Below are 14,483 nucleotides of genomic sequence, written 5' to 3' on the forward strand. Positions count from 1 at the left end.
TATTAAATATTGACAGTGGCAGGGCCACTGTCAATATACGCAGTTACTTATCTTTTAGTGCCCGAAAACTACCGTTAGGCTGAATAGATATCAACGCGATTATACCTCCTTTGCCATCTCCCACAAATTGTACTTTATACCCTTTCAGTCCTTTCAGGTTGAACGCATCTTTATCAACAGGTTCCAGCGTATAAGTACGCTGGCCCGGCACTTCCATCGATAACACTTTGTTATCAGATAATTTGATCGTGATGGCCGTACCGGTTATACGGTAAACGCCCGTGTACTGTGCATAAGCGGCTGCGGCTATCTCTACTTTAGGCAATTGCTTATCGAAGATCACCGGATCACCGGACGGATCATAGGTGAAACTCACGCGGTCAATATCTCCCGTAGTATTCATCAAAAACTGGAAACGTATGTTGGATTTTTCATTAAGGTTAATCGCGGTGTCAGCAGCATCGTAAGGAATATAAATGTCATAGTCTTCATGATAAAGGTGCCAGGTAAAGTCCGGTAGTCCCACAAATAATGAATCCTTTTTCTGATAGATATTCAGGTCGCCGAAAGCATTATTCCGAAACACGCCTGTGAAAGCAGATATAGGATGGGTAGCTGGATGCGCTTTAAAACTGGTATCCACATAAGGCTTGCTGGTATCTTCTGTTGGGGCATCTTCCTTTTTCGGAGGGGTGGCTACCCCGAAGAGCTGGTCGGACACCGCATTAATTACCCTGGATGGAATCTTGGAATAGCCCTGATTGCTGAGGACAACAATGCCAATACTATCCGTGGGGTAAAAGGTAGTCAGCGCCGTAAATCCGTCTACATTTCCGCCATGTTCCACACGGTAGTGGCCGCGGTAAGCATACATCATCCAACCAAAACCGTAGTTACCAAATTGTATATATGGTGCTTCCGCCTCAGGTGTACCGGAATCCATGACCATTTGCGAGGAAATTGCTTCGTTTACATAATCAGCTGGCAGCACGTCTTTTTGCGCATATTTCCCTTCGTTGATCCAGGTAATGAGCCATTTGGCCATATCTGTAGCGGTGCTGTTGATGGCTCCTGCGGGAGCCATCGCGATAATAGGATGATACTTTGTTGCTTCAATCGTGGTAACGCCCTTCTTATTTTTGTTTGCTATATACCCCCATGATGGCTCCGGTGCAGCTGCTAACGCCACGGTACCGATAGACGATTCAGTCATACCCAGCGGTTGAAAAATCTGGCTGGTGATATTTTGCTCCCAGGATTTTCCGGTGAGTCGTTCTGTTACCATGCCCTGCACCATGAACATGAAGTTGTTGTATTGCCAGCGGCTGCGCAGTGGCATCGTAGGCTTCATATAGTGCATGCGTTGCAGCAGCGTATCGCGGGAGCTGGTATTAAAAAAGTACCAGGCCAGGTCGTAGCGGGAAAAGCCGGTTCTGTGGCACATCATATCACGCAACGTTACCTGGTAGTTCAGGGCAGGATCTGAAAAGTCGAGTGCCGGTAAATAAGTAGTTGCCGGCTTATCAAAATCTACTTTACCTTCTTTGCGTAAGTTACCCAGCAATGCGCTGGTAAATGCTTTGGTACAGGAGCCAATGGCAAATTGTGTATGCGGGGTAACCGGCAGCCTGCCGGCAAGATTCCGATAGCCAAACCCTTTTGTAAATACTACTTTATCTTTCTCCACTACGGCAATGGCAAAACCGGCACCGTGTTCCTCTTTTAGGATATTTGATAAAACGGTATCTATTTTTTCCAGTTTCTGAGCCGGGGATTGGGCATTCGCCAGGGACATCATGCCAACACAACAAAGGGTGCTGAGGCCTGCGCGTACAAGAGAGACTTTCATCGGGTTAGTTATTACTCAATAAGTTTACGGCAAATAAGCGACTTCTACAAATATGCATATGGATATTTATGATGATAGATCAAATTTGTAATTCCTGTTTTAATACCGGACCTTCGCGCTCCAACTTTAGTTCACAACAACGATGGCAATACCCGTAATAAAGAAATTCACTTTCTCCGTACAGGTGGAAGAGCAGGAAGTAACGTTTGATATGCACCCGGTAAATACCCGCGAAAAGCAGCTGTACCAGGTATATGTACCCTATAATAATGCACAGGTACGCTTTCATATGCAGGCCACGGATGGCATCAATTTTAAAATTACTGACCGGAATATTTGTCCGCCGGCCTACCTGCAGCTGGAGCAGCAGCTATCTGATGCCATTGGTATGAATTAATCTGTTGGAAGCAACAGGCGTTCCCGTTGGTGATGACATGGAAATAATTTTTTCTTCCGGCGGCGGCATTTGTTGAAAGAAGGACCTGGGCGACAAGCTGCTAAACGCTTTGAAGTCTTTGATCAGATGCATCTGGTCGAAATAATCGCAGTCGTATGCAATGGAAGTCCAGGAAAGACCGGGTTGTTGCGCTTTCAGCGCTACCGCTTTCTGGAAACGTCTGATTCTTTTCAGTAAGATGGGTGTCATGCCTACCTGCTCCGTAAATTTCTGTTCAAAATTGCGCAGGCTCATATTGGCGACCTTGGCTATCTGCGGCACTTCGGCGGTATAATCACGGCATAAATGGTGATAGGCCCAKGAGATTTGTTCCGTGTACTTTCCTGATCCGGAGCGGCGTTGCAGCGCGCAGGTAAAGAAACGATCGAGCTGCATTACGATGCCGGAAAAGTGGCGGGTATTGTATAACTGTTCGTTCAGGTAAAACAGGTTTTCCCCGATAATATCATCAAAACTCCACAAGTTATTTCTGATATGTGTCATCGGCACATTGAAAAGAGAGAAGAAGCCATTGGCGTTGAATTCAATGCAGAGTAGTTTATACTGGCCTTTAAAAATCTGGTATCCGTTGAAAGCTGTTTGTAGTCCGAATAAATGGCGATCCCGGAGGTCTATCATGCTGCTGTTACCATTGGTATGATAAGATGCCGGCGTATCAGTTAATGCCAATGCTAAAATAGATTCATCACTGGCCAGGAGCGGTTTAAGCAGCTCGGCCCCTTGCGTATCTATTTCCCGGAGACAATAACGCTTTATATAGCGTTGCAGATGTAGTGCCGGCAATACGGCAAAAGTGGTAACCATGAGGCAACTATTAACAAAAATGCAGATTCGCCGGGCTAACAATGCTATTGCTCTTTCTAACCACCAGGGGGATGGAACCTGGTATCAGGACTAAAGTTAGCTATTTTGGTGATACCCTCACATTAAAAACTCCTTATAACTGATACGGCTATCTGAAAGCAGCCCGGTGTTTCGGCTACTTTCATCCCCGCTCCTGCACTACTGTTGCCGGATCATCACACTATTGGCAGCCAGATCATGAATCGCTCTTCTTTCTTTGTTACCATGGATGGTTAAAAACGAAATCCATCCCAGTGCGCATTTCACCACATAGCGGACCAGGGCCATATGGAAAGGAATACGTCTTCCTGTATTATCTATCCGCCGTACACGTATGCCTTTGATATAGTTCCCCACGGTACATCCGAAAGTCGTGAACAAAGGCTCGTAGATGATCCAGACAAAAACGAATAATCCGATACGCACGCTGTCTGGTACTTCTCCCAAAAGCTCCAGCAGAACACCGAAAAGGTACATTAAAAGGACTATGAACAAGAGATCTATAAAAGTAGATTGCACACGGGTGCTTAAATGGGGGTATTCTACTTCTTCTTCTGATAAGGATAACAATGAATCTTCCATGGTAAGTACAGGTATATATCTCCCTAAAATAATCAATTCTTTTTATATATTTGGCAGTAATCCCCCTGTGGCTCCTTCAGCAGTACTTTTTACCTCCTCAAAGCCAACGCCCTAAGCGAGGCCTGGCAGCATGTAAAACAAAGACTATTTCGGGCCATTTTGGACATACATAAAAGTGTATCTTTACTAAAAGATTATCCATGAAACACGTTACCATTATTGTTCCTTCCGGCGACATTAACCTAAGCAGTATTACCGGCTCCTTTGAGATTCTGAAAGGCGCTCACGCATACTGGCAGGCAATGGGGAATCCTCCACTCATGGACATACAGATTGCAGGATTTGTGAAGGAACTGAAAGTAGATCACGGCTTCTTTTCTATACGCCCCAGCTATCTGGGAGACATCCACAAAACTGATTTACTTATTATCCCCTCCGTAGATTACAATGATCAGCTCATCCAAAAAAATGGGGCGCTGATTAACTGGATCAAAACGCAGTATAAAGGCGGCGCCGAAATTGCCAGCATGTGTTCCGGCGCATTCCTGCTGGCTTCCACCGGATTACTGGATGGCAGAAGCTGCGCCACCCACTGGAGTTTATCCGCCGATTTCCGTCAACTGTTTCCCAATGTGCAGTTGCAACCGGATCACCTTATTACCGCTGAGCAAAGAATATATACTAACGGTGGCGGCTACTCGTTTTTGAATCTGATCCTCTATCTCGTAGAAATATATTTCGACCGGGCAACCGCGATCTACTGCTCAAAAATATTTCAAATTGATATTGAGCGTTCCTCTCAATCGCCTTTCAGAATTTTTCAGGTACAAAAAAATCATGGAGATGACTTAATCACCCAGGCGCAAACCTATATCGAAGAGAACCTGGGAGAAAGAATTTCCTTTGAGCAACTGGCCTCCAAACTGGCTACCAGCCGGCGAAATTTTGATCGACGCTTTATCAAAGCTACCGGCAACACCCCTGTTGAATACCTCCAACGGGTAAAAGTAGAAGTAGCTAAAAGTACCCTGGAGAAAAGTAATAAAAGCGTACTCGAAGTAATGATTGACGTAGGCTACTCAGATGAAAAAGCATTCCGGGAAGTGTTCAAAAAAATAACCGGCTTATCCCCGCTAGATTATAAAGATAAATTTCATAAAACAACCGCGGAGATGTCATGCATGTAGAAGATGCTATTGCCCTCATTAAAAATAATGTAATTCCTTCCACCGGTACCTGGGCAGACCTGGGATGTGGCAGCGGATTATTCACCTATGCCCTGGCGCACTATCTGACCGCCGGCAGTACCATCTATGCGTTAGATAAAAACAAACCATCTTTGTTGCCCCTGCCCAATCCACACCAGGTTGTTATTCAACCGGGACAGCTGGATTTCGTAAAAGATGATTTACCTGTATCCGCCCTCCATGGCATCCTGATGGCTAACTCCATTCATTACGTGGCCGACAAATCCGCCTTTATTGAACGCGTAAAGCCACATCTGCAGGAGAACGCTTTTTTTATCATGGTAGAATATGAAACCACCAGGGCGAATCCATGGGTACCCTACCCGGTGCCGTTTAATACATTAAAAAAATTGTTTCATCAGGCAGGCTTCACGATGGCTGTAAAGCTGGGCGAAAGGCCCTCTTCCTATGGTGGCGGGAATATGTATGCAGCGCTGTTTGGGAGTGGTTCGTTAGTAACACGGGAGGATGCTAACCTTTCTAGTTGAAATTAGTCATTGAACGGCTGGTCGTTGTTATGCAGATTGATGGTTCGGGTATGGTGAGTTTGTCTATATCTTCCTTGAAAGTTATCAAGGGTTCATAAAATCAGATAATTGCGCCAGCTCCGGCATATCCTTTACGCGGGGATCTTCTCGGTGAGCCAGGCCGGCAATGGCTTCCAGGCGGGTATCTTCATTTGTATCATTGATCCTGTTCCATAAGGCATTGATAATATGGGCGTCCCTATTTTCCAGCTGCGTTCCTAGTCCAAACGTTGCCCAGTTCCTGATGTCGGCTACCTTGTCTGTACTAAGAAGGATCAATGTATCAATGGCAACAGGATCGTTTACAGTGAGCAAAGCATACACTACCGCCGACCTTACATCCTTCCGGGGATGCCGGCTGAAAGTAGCTATGTGGCAGATCTGCGCGGCAGACAGCTGCTTGTTGTTATGCCCCACTGCATATAAAATGGTACTTATCAATTTGGGCGTTCTTGTTGTTTCCAGCATATCAAAATACAATGCGATGGATTGTGCATAGAAAGGTCGGGGAGTGCCGCCCAGTTGCGCCAGCACATTAACTGCGAGGATCTTTTCCTGCTCATTTCCGGTGGTAGCCAATTCATGGCATCGTGTAAAAATAGTATCGCCTGGCCGTGCACGCAGCGCCACAATGTTATTCCAATAGGTTTTATCTGTTCTATTGTGCAGCAACCGGAAAAAAAGTTGGTCGTCGGTAAGTTGTTCTCTGTTCATCTTAAAATATTTATCAAAGGTATTGGGAAGAAATTTGCCAGCAGGAAAAATTTCTTCCCGATACCAGATCAGGCCAGGCCCAGCTCTCTGGTGGCCACATTAGAAGGCAGCACCGACGCATAACGTACTGTTGGCATCCGTTATTCTCTTTTAAGATTATATTCAGCTCCTTCGCTAGCTTTGGTTTGCATACTACTATTATGCATCTGGATGGTTTTTTCATCTACTATCGTAAAAGAAGTACCTCTGTCTTGCAGGTTTTCATAAACCAGATAGATTTGTTTAGTGTCATCTGCATACTTCCATTTCCCTTTGGTAGACATCGTATGTGCTGGCTTACCACTTTTATCAAGGTACTCTTCAGACATAGAAAAGGTAGAGTCAGCGCCGAAAGTAATGGCTACATTTACTTTTGCTGACCCGCCGGGAATAGTTCCTTTGAAACTACCAGCGTTAAATGCGGACACGGGCTTAGCTGCCGGCTCCGGGGTCTGAACAGCAGCGGTGTCGGCGGTGGCGGTCTTGTTGCTACCAGTACCACAGGAAACAGTAAAAGCCGCAAAAGCGGTCATTGATGCGGCAAGAATTGCTTTGATCTTCATATTGTAATGCTTTATAGTATTAGAAAGAAGTAACAATAACATTACACTTGGGGAAATGTTCTGATTTCTCTGTTTTAATCCGATAAAGTATCTGCTAAAAGGCGTTTCATTTAACCGCCCGCCTGTATTTGTAAATATTCCCCTAATTTGCATCTTGCCAATTCATTCATAACCTTTTAAATGAGCGTAAATTTCTTACCTGCCAATTCCCAGTCATTTGATCATAATGATGGAGGCATTTCCATCATTCGCTATCGGTCAGTAAAACCTGCCACAAGAGCTATGATAACGTTGCCACAAAACATGATTACCTTTCTGCTTGACGGTGAAAAAACGGTTCATTTTGCAGGTATGAAGGTCAACGTAAAGCCTCACCAGTTTGTAATGCTGACTGCCGGGAATTGCCTGATGAGCGAAAAAATTGCTGCACCAGGAGCTGAATATCACAGTATACTTATTTGCTTTGACGGCACACTCCTCTCCAATTTCTTTGATCGGCATAGTATGCTCATCGAAAGGCCGGCAAAAATGGTTGACCAGCTTCCATTCCTGCTATTTGAGAAGGACGAATTTCTGATCAATTTTACCCGTTCTCTTGACAGCTTACTTGTTAGCGATAAACCTCTGCATTCCCAGTTGCAAAAGGTAAAGCTGGAAGAATTGCTCGTATATCTCGCTGTGAAATATCCTGAACAAATCCAACAGATCAGGAACATGCATTATGAAGCAGATAATGACCTGTTGATTCGTCAGGCAGTGACATCGCATATTACCAGTAATATCACTATTCAAGAGCTGGCTTTCTTATGCAATATGAGCCTGTCTACCTTCAAGCGCCGGTTTGCCCGCCTTTATAAAAACAGCCCTAACAGATGGCTGCTGGAAAAAAGAATGGAAAAAGCGGCAGAAATGTTGCGTACGAACAATTATAAAGCAAGTGACATCTTTTCTGAACTCGGCTATGAGAACCTCTCAAGTTTTATCCAGGCCTTTAAGCAAATATATGGCGTAACGCCAAAGCAGTATCAGTTATCCATTTGAACGTGTAGCCACACTTTATGGACGCCTATCTATCTTTCCCCCGCTTTTTTGAAACTACTTTTGCACCATCATCAAAAAAAGAAGATTTATGAACAGAGATTATTTGCAAGAGATAGCAAATTACAATTGCTGGGCTGATAGCAAAATAATAGAATGGTTACACCTGGTAAATGATCAACAATGGGATCAGGTGATCACCAGTAGTTTTAGTAGTGTCAGTAAAACAGCGATCCATATTATCAGTGGAGAAAAGTATTGGGTAGATCATTGGAGACATGCCCCAGATCCAACATTCCTATCAATGGAATTTAAAGGAACAAAAAATGAATTGATTGAAATCTGGATTAGTATATTAGCAAATTTCACTACCTGCATTGAAAGTTATCCGGTAGAAAATTATTTACAGGCCGTCAGTTTCAAATATCCCAAAGATGGCCGTATTGGTCAAATGCCTTTTTGGCAAACGGTCGTACATGCGATAAACCATTCAACCTACCATCGTGGTCAATTGGTGACTCTATTACGTCAGACTGGTTTTAGTAATTTTTCTTCCCTTGATATGGCAACTTACTTTCAGTTGAAATGCCTTAACGCTACATTGCCCAATTAAGCTCATTGAACTTTTCAGGATATAAACCACTGCTATTGGGATTAATTTATTCCGTTTTGTGCGCAAATTAACCGCAGGCAGTTAATCCAGCGTCTTGCTACACTTTCGCTGGCGCCGTATCTCTCTTCATTAATGAGCTATAGCTTACCTTGTGGTCCCCTTCAGTATCCTGCTGCTATATGCATTCCGTCTGGTGAAGGCAAAACAGTGAAAGTGGGTGATATGCAGATCACCTTCAAACTTAATAGTACGGAAACATCCAATCGTCTTGGTTTGTGGGAAACTATCATTCAGCCAGGAGAGTTAGGTGCACCGCCACATTATCACGAAAAAACGGATGAAATATGCCGGGTATTGGAAGGAACTGTTGTTTTTATGACCGGAAATAATATGATTGAGGTAAAAGCAGGTGGCTGGCATCTGCGTCCGAAAGGCATGGTACATACATTCTGGAATAGCAGCACTGCTAAGGCAAAGACAATCGATATCTGTATTCCGGGAGGACACGAATACTATATGCAGGAACTAGCCTTATTATTTGAAAATAATAACCGGCCCAAACCTGGGGATTTTAAACATTTAGAAGAAAAATATGATATTCATTACCGGTTTGATTTACTGTCCGACGTAATGAAGAGATATAAGGTAAAATTGTAACAATGACCCGAGAAGCCCAGGATGCAGCAGAAGCAAAGTGTTTATTTTTTTATATATTTAACCGAATATTGCCATTCGTAACGATTGAAACGTTCCGGACCCATACAGGCTCCAGACAATAAACCTTATTATCCCTAGTATGACAATGAAAATATGTCTATCAGCAATTCTTGTACTTACGCTTGTTTCCTGTCACAATAAACGTGTACAAAATCCGCCCTCACCGCAAACACCCAAAGCACTAAAAGACCAAAACTCTTTCCAAATCATTTCAAAAAGAGGGCACGGTGTTGACTTAGTTGAAAGTGTTTACGATGAACTTGTCAGTAAGGACGCTACCTTAAAGAGACTGGAAGTAAACATTGATGACCTTAAAAATAGTAAAGAAGATTCAACGGAATCATTTAACAAGTTTGATGAGAAGATAGCCTCCTATTTCAGCTCGGCGAAGGGAAACGTCTCCGCTATTAAAGACTCGTTACTGAGAGCTAAAATGAAAGTTTTAATTGCTACCAACCTAGCAACATACCATGCGCGCATGGCCCCACACAATGAGCTGCTAAAGGCACTATCGAAAAACGAAATCAGTATATCGGATCTTCATCGGGTGTTGAAAATTGTAAGGACCTTACCCGTTATTGAAAAATATCAACAAGATAATTTACCCTCCACGAAACCACTGGAAGCGTTTATTAAACAGCAAAATCAAACGATTGCTCTTGCAGACACTCTTGTGAAAAAATAGTTTTGTTGCACCGGAGAGGTGAACAGGTAGTTAGTTTGAGCTTTTCGGCTTTGTACTATATGTGATACAGTAAATAATAGGAGAAAATTAAATTAGCTATTAGTGCAAATATGATGATCCAAACGATCCATCCACCTATCCGGTTCTTCTTTTTGGGGAATTGATCAAACTCATTCACAATATCTCTCCACTGATCCTTATGATTGAAAATAAAATAGTTGGGAAGCACTACAAACAAGGTAACGAAAGCGCCAACAAATAACCCTAAATATTTAACACTCAAATCCAAATGTCGATCGACAAAAGTCATATAATACACCAATCCAGATAACGGAATCAATAAAACCAGGACGTCCAGTGCCAGGGTAGCTTTCCATTCTGACCACCATACCGACGGCGCATTCTGGAAATGCCTGTACAATTTATAGAATAAATAATAATATGCTTTTTTTATACTCATCTTTTATACACTAAAATCTTACAAGGGACTACCATATACTCGACGTTTCCACCGGAATGGTATTTTCTATGAACGATTACAAATTACACTTTTTTTGTATTATTTGATTTCAAAAACGTTCATTCAAACCGCCTGTATAGTTCCGGTTTATTATCCCTTTGATGGACAATAAACCGGAACAAAGGATTAGAACTTTGTAGCGCCAAATGGGGCAGTAATAAAGCCGGGATTTATTCGTGCATTTTCTCTTTGCAATCCTTCATAATCATTAGCATATCCAACCCAGCCCCCCGGATAAAATGCATCCATACCAAAATATAGCACACCCGCCAAAGGATTTAACTCCAAAGACAGGGCTCCCATGCCGGTATTTAAGCCCGCTTTAGCAGGATGAACAGCATAAGGTGACGATGGATTAGATTGATAGATAGCAACACCTATTCCATCCATTACCAACCCGGTAACAAAAGCCGCTGTGCCTATTATTTTTCCTGTACGGGCTAACGTGTTTATAGGTTTGGTTGCTTCTGTCATTGGCTTGTTCTTAAACAAATTGAAGTTTCTACCCTCTAACTTATAATTAGAAAACGATTTCCCGTTTCTACGGTACCCCTGGGCATACAGCTCCGCAACATCAACAAAACTACCTCTGAAGGATCTTTCTGCACCAACGACTCCAAATGCCCAATTGGCCATCGCAGGGTAATTTTTGCCCACCGCCATGTCGGGTGACAGGAAAGATCTTCCATTGCTGGTAAGTACGCCCTCATTTCCAAGAATAATATTTTCTCCTCCGAAAGCCGTATAACTATAACCTGGCGCGTGATAAATAGCTTTACTTCCGTAATACCGCTCCGCTGTTTTTTGATTGGTTACCCGGCTATCATAGTCCACGACACCGTCATGCTCCACCCAGTCATCAATTCCTCCGGTTTCGTCCACTCTATTGACCGGATTATTCTGCACAAAATTGTAGGGCGACAACCAACTTCTTTCAGCTGCCTGTGGATCGGTACTCAACCAACGTGCTATTCGGCTATCATACATTCTCAGTTCAAAGGCATTCCAGCCGGTTTCCTTGTCTTTCTCATTATATTGTCCCTKGAAACCATAGCGATAATCCAATGAGCCTCCATCACGTAATACGCTACCAAATGGATAGTAATCGGCATATTGCTTGATGATCCGGTTCTGATCGATGGTGGCACGGACGTTACCCAGGTGATCACTTAATTCATATTCGCTCAAAGCAGTTCCTCTACGGTAAATACCTATCCGGCCGGCTGCATATAAAGGTACTTCTGCCTGGCTAATAGCACCAGTACCGGCCTGCGTATAAATCGCCATCACATTTCCACTTCCGTCCGGTAAATAATAGACCGTGTTATTATTAACGAAATCTTTCTTTATGATTCTCTGCCCCTTTTCATTATAGGTAAAAGTCACTTTGGGTTGCGTGAATGCGGCATCCGCATATACGCCTACTGCTTTACCCGCTGCATCATACTTTATGTATCGTGCAGGACTGCCGGTCGGTGTTTCTGTTGCCAGCTGACCTAAAACATTATAAGCGTAACTACCATAAGTGGTACTACCATTTGTTACTGTTTGCAACTGATTACTGGCAACGGGGTAGCTATAAGTGAAATTATCTGTAACAGCACCACCACTACCTGTTCGTGCCAATGACAATATGTTACCTTGTGCATCATAGTTCAGGTTGTATTCCTTAAAAGCACTGCTGGCCACAAATCCCGGTGTTGCATAATTTGGTGCCCCCCAGGTACCTGTATTCAATTGATACTTCCGGTCATATTTATAAGCATACATCGTAGGGTCTTCTATCGCCGCACCCATGGCGGTAATCACGCTCTGTGGCTTACGACTGTACCAGCCCATTCCTTTAATGTTTCCCGTAAACTGATCATCAGCTACGGTTGTAGTCAGTGGAATGCTGTTAATGCTGGTGCCACTACGGGTGTAATCTCCGTTATAATACTCCAGATTCAAACCAAAAGCATCTTTAGCAAAAGCGGCATTCACGCCGGAAATACCATCTTTACCAGGGTCCAGGTCTTTACTGGCATGATTAATCGCTTTTAGTTTCCCATTGATAGTATACGTATAATCCAGCCCCTGTACATTACCGCCCAGCTCAACCCGTTTCAACGGTCCATGGATATAATATGCATATTTTGCCTGCAGCTTTCTTGTGGCAGTATTGTCAGTTGTATTGGTATATACGGCTGCCAAACGTTGATCTGCATCATATTCATAATAGTGTACAAAGGTTTCTGCCACTGTACCTTTCTGAAAAATTACTTTTGTTACCTGACCAAGTGAATTTAAGCTGTAGTCGATCGTCTTTTTTCCCAGCCCGGGAATATCTTCCACTGCCCATACTAAATGTCCCTGTTCATCATAATTAAACCAGGTTTTAGCTCCGGCCATATTTTCGGTATAAGAAGTAACACCTGTTAAATAGATATCATCTTGTACATATCCGGCCAGACCTGTACTTACAGGTACATCATAGGTTGTTTTCACCCAATAACTTTTGGTACCGGTACCCAGTCCGCCATCAACGTTCACATTTTCTTCTATGCCCATACCATTGATGTTAAACGCAACACCGGTGCCCGTAGGTTTAAATTCTCCTGTTTCAATGATACGGCCGGTMTGGTCGTAATTACTATAGGCATATGTGCCCGCCAGACGTTGTCCTGCATTTTGCGAAAATCTCATTCTTCCATCCTGACGATACACATACTCACTTCTACCCTGCTCTTTATTATAAGTAGCCCGTCTGCGACCATTAATATCATATTCTGACAAGGTAACAAATGGAATATCTGATTTTGTAGCATAGCTGTTAAGTCCTCCGTTCAGTAACTTATTTACCCCTTCCGGTGGAATAGTAGCTATTAACTGGCCTACCTGATTATAATAGTTATAGTTAATATCCGTATAGCCTACACTGTAAGCCACCGTTACAGCCCCGGTTAAAGCCACCACTTTATAGTATCCCGGCTGCAGGGTACCTCCGCTGGTAAATGTCATTTGCGCCTCATTACCGCTCATGTTATACAAGGCATAACTGCCTGTAATATTTACCACGGTGGCTGTCATCAATTTAAAATAATAGATAGCAGGAATTGTACTGGCAATATCTGTTGACGCCTGCAGGGCAACACTGTTTGCAACAGTAAGTCCGCCGGCACCAGGACGGGCAGCCATTAGTTGCGCACCATTTGAGCTGGTGATATTCATACCTTCACTTCCATTTTCGTCACGCCCTACATTTTGCACGGCGCTACTCACCAGGTTAGCTGGTACGGCACCAATTTCCGCGGCAGTGAAGAATTTGTTACGCACCTGCAGGTAATGGGTCAACTCTGCATTAACCGGCATTGTATAAACGCTGGATTCATGACCACCACCCATTTTGAAGGATTCCCCTATCCCCCCGGATCGTTTTAGGTCTGCTGTGCCATCATTATAAAAATCACTACGGCTATAAGGGTAACCAGTGGCAGGTACATAGGGCTCAAGCGTATTGTTGTTACTGTAATACCACCCTAAAGTACCGGACACACTATTACCTACAGCATCCGGGGCATTTAATTTTGTTCCGTCAAAATTGGTATAGTTGTAAATACCACCTGTACTGTTGGTTACAAAATCATTTTTATAAGCAAAGGTAGTACCCATCGTAGGAGCAGACAAGGTATTGATAGCAGCACGACCCAGCTGGTCATAGATCGGCTGACTGGCTAAGAACTGATTAGCGGTCATATTGTGGGTTTGCGCCTGCAGCAACGAGCCCTGGCCATCAAAATAGCTTTTATGCTCCCCTGTAACATTTCCGGCGGCATCAAAGCTTTTTCCGAGTATCCAGTTTACATTGGCATCTGCGCCACCGTCTGCGGCTATCGTGAAAAGTACATCCGCTCCCGCCTGGACATCTGTTTGAGGTAAAATACTTATCTCCGTTCCGCTCCGGTAAATCATCACACTTCCGGGGCCCATAGTAACGGTGGTAGCGGGAGGTATTGGAATTGTCATAGGCCCGCTGGTTTCGGTAGTTTGTGCTAACAACTGTCCAGAGGATATAACTACATAAAATAATGCAATCTTCAATATCAATAT

At 43.6% G+C, this 14,483-nt stretch carries 14 protein-coding genes; 7 read left to right on the forward strand and 7 right to left on the reverse strand.

All coding sequences use genetic code 11. From position 1 onward, the window contains the following. Positions 1 to 43 precede the first annotated feature (43 nt). Positions 44 to 1,849, reverse strand: coding sequence for a serine hydrolase (locus tag AC1DFM_RS07520; RefSeq protein WP_477076089.1), 1,806 nt, complete (start codon positions 1,847 to 1,849; stop codon positions 44 to 46). Positions 1,850 to 1,991: 142 nt separating this feature from the next. On the opposite strand from AC1DFM_RS07520, the gene AC1DFM_RS07525 reads away from it, so the two are divergent. Next, positions 1,992 to 2,246 carry a hypothetical protein gene (locus AC1DFM_RS07525; RefSeq protein ID WP_477076090.1) on the forward strand — a complete coding sequence of 85 codons (255 nt, stop codon included), beginning with the start codon at positions 1,992 to 1,994 and terminating at the stop codon, positions 2,244 to 2,246. On the opposite strand, the gene AC1DFM_RS07530 is transcribed toward AC1DFM_RS07525, so the two are convergent. Beyond that, entirely contained in the window at positions 2,220 to 3,110 is an 891-nt protein-coding gene (locus tag AC1DFM_RS07530) for an AraC family transcriptional regulator (RefSeq protein ID WP_477076091.1), read from the reverse strand. The two genes, AC1DFM_RS07525 and AC1DFM_RS07530, sit on opposite strands and share 27 nt — an antisense overlap. A gap of 198 nt (positions 3,111 to 3,308) precedes the next feature. Beyond that, positions 3,309 to 3,731, reverse strand: a complete 423-nt coding sequence (locus AC1DFM_RS07535; protein ID WP_477076092.1) for an RDD family protein — start codon at positions 3,729 to 3,731, stop codon at positions 3,309 to 3,311. A gap of 200 nt (positions 3,732 to 3,931) precedes the next feature. Between AC1DFM_RS07535 and AC1DFM_RS07540 the strand changes: the two genes are divergently transcribed. Both AC1DFM_RS07540 and AC1DFM_RS07545 read left to right on the forward strand, forming a co-directional pair. After that, positions 3,932 to 4,918, forward strand: coding sequence for a GlxA family transcriptional regulator (locus AC1DFM_RS07540; RefSeq protein WP_477076093.1), 987 nt, complete (start codon positions 3,932 to 3,934; stop codon positions 4,916 to 4,918). Beyond that, on the forward strand, positions 4,909 to 5,466 hold the full coding sequence (locus tag AC1DFM_RS07545) for a class I SAM-dependent methyltransferase (RefSeq protein ID WP_477076094.1): 558 nt from the start codon (positions 4,909 to 4,911) through the stop codon (positions 5,464 to 5,466). The genes AC1DFM_RS07540 and AC1DFM_RS07545 overlap by 10 nt, the downstream gene beginning before the upstream one ends. An 84-nt stretch (positions 5,467 to 5,550) precedes the next feature. Here AC1DFM_RS07545 and AC1DFM_RS07550 read toward each other — a convergent pair whose 3' ends face one another. Both AC1DFM_RS07550 and AC1DFM_RS07555 read right to left on the reverse strand, forming a co-directional pair. Continuing rightward, complete coding sequence (locus tag AC1DFM_RS07550) at positions 5,551 to 6,219, reverse strand: hypothetical protein (protein ID WP_477076095.1); 669 nt, start codon at positions 6,217 to 6,219, stop codon at positions 5,551 to 5,553. A 140-nt stretch (positions 6,220 to 6,359) separates the two neighbouring features. Further along, a complete protein-coding gene (locus tag AC1DFM_RS07555) occupies positions 6,360 to 6,821 on the reverse strand; it encodes a copper resistance protein NlpE N-terminal domain-containing protein (protein WP_477076096.1) in 462 nt (153 codons plus the stop codon). A 180-nt stretch (positions 6,822 to 7,001) separates the two neighbouring features. On the opposite strand from AC1DFM_RS07555, the gene AC1DFM_RS07560 reads away from it, so the two are divergent. The 4 genes from AC1DFM_RS07560 (at position 7,002) to AC1DFM_RS07575 (ending at position 9,874) form a co-directional block, all read left to right on the forward strand. Then, a complete protein-coding gene (locus tag AC1DFM_RS07560; protein WP_477076097.1) occupies positions 7,002 to 7,862 on the forward strand; it encodes a helix-turn-helix domain-containing protein in 861 nt (286 codons plus the stop codon). An 88-nt stretch (positions 7,863 to 7,950) separates the two neighbouring features. Continuing rightward, a complete protein-coding gene (locus tag AC1DFM_RS07565; RefSeq protein ID WP_477076098.1) occupies positions 7,951 to 8,472 on the forward strand; it encodes a DinB family protein in 522 nt (173 codons plus the stop codon). A 132-nt stretch (positions 8,473 to 8,604) separates the two neighbouring features. Further along, positions 8,605 to 9,129 (forward strand): cupin domain-containing protein, encoded by a 525-nt coding sequence (locus tag AC1DFM_RS07570; RefSeq protein ID WP_477076099.1) that lies wholly within the window; start codon positions 8,605 to 8,607, stop codon positions 9,127 to 9,129. 139 nt (positions 9,130 to 9,268) lie between these two features. Further along, complete coding sequence (locus AC1DFM_RS07575; RefSeq protein WP_477076100.1) at positions 9,269 to 9,874, forward strand: hypothetical protein; 606 nt, start codon at positions 9,269 to 9,271, stop codon at positions 9,872 to 9,874. Between the two features lie 55 nt (positions 9,875 to 9,929). Here the strand turns inward: AC1DFM_RS07575 and AC1DFM_RS07580 are convergent, their stop codons facing one another. Beyond that, positions 9,930 to 10,334: a hypothetical protein gene (locus AC1DFM_RS07580; RefSeq protein ID WP_477076101.1), complete on the reverse strand. Its 405-nt coding sequence runs from the start codon at positions 10,332 to 10,334 to the stop codon at positions 9,930 to 9,932. A gap of 186 nt (positions 10,335 to 10,520) precedes the next feature. After that, positions 10,521 to 14,399 carry an RHS repeat domain-containing protein gene (locus tag AC1DFM_RS07585; protein WP_477076102.1) on the reverse strand — a complete coding sequence of 1,293 codons (3,879 nt, stop codon included), beginning with the start codon at positions 14,397 to 14,399 and terminating at the stop codon, positions 10,521 to 10,523. Between the last annotated feature and the right edge of the window lie 84 nt (positions 14,400 to 14,483).

The organism is Chitinophaga sp. 05T412, from assembly GCF_056396465.1.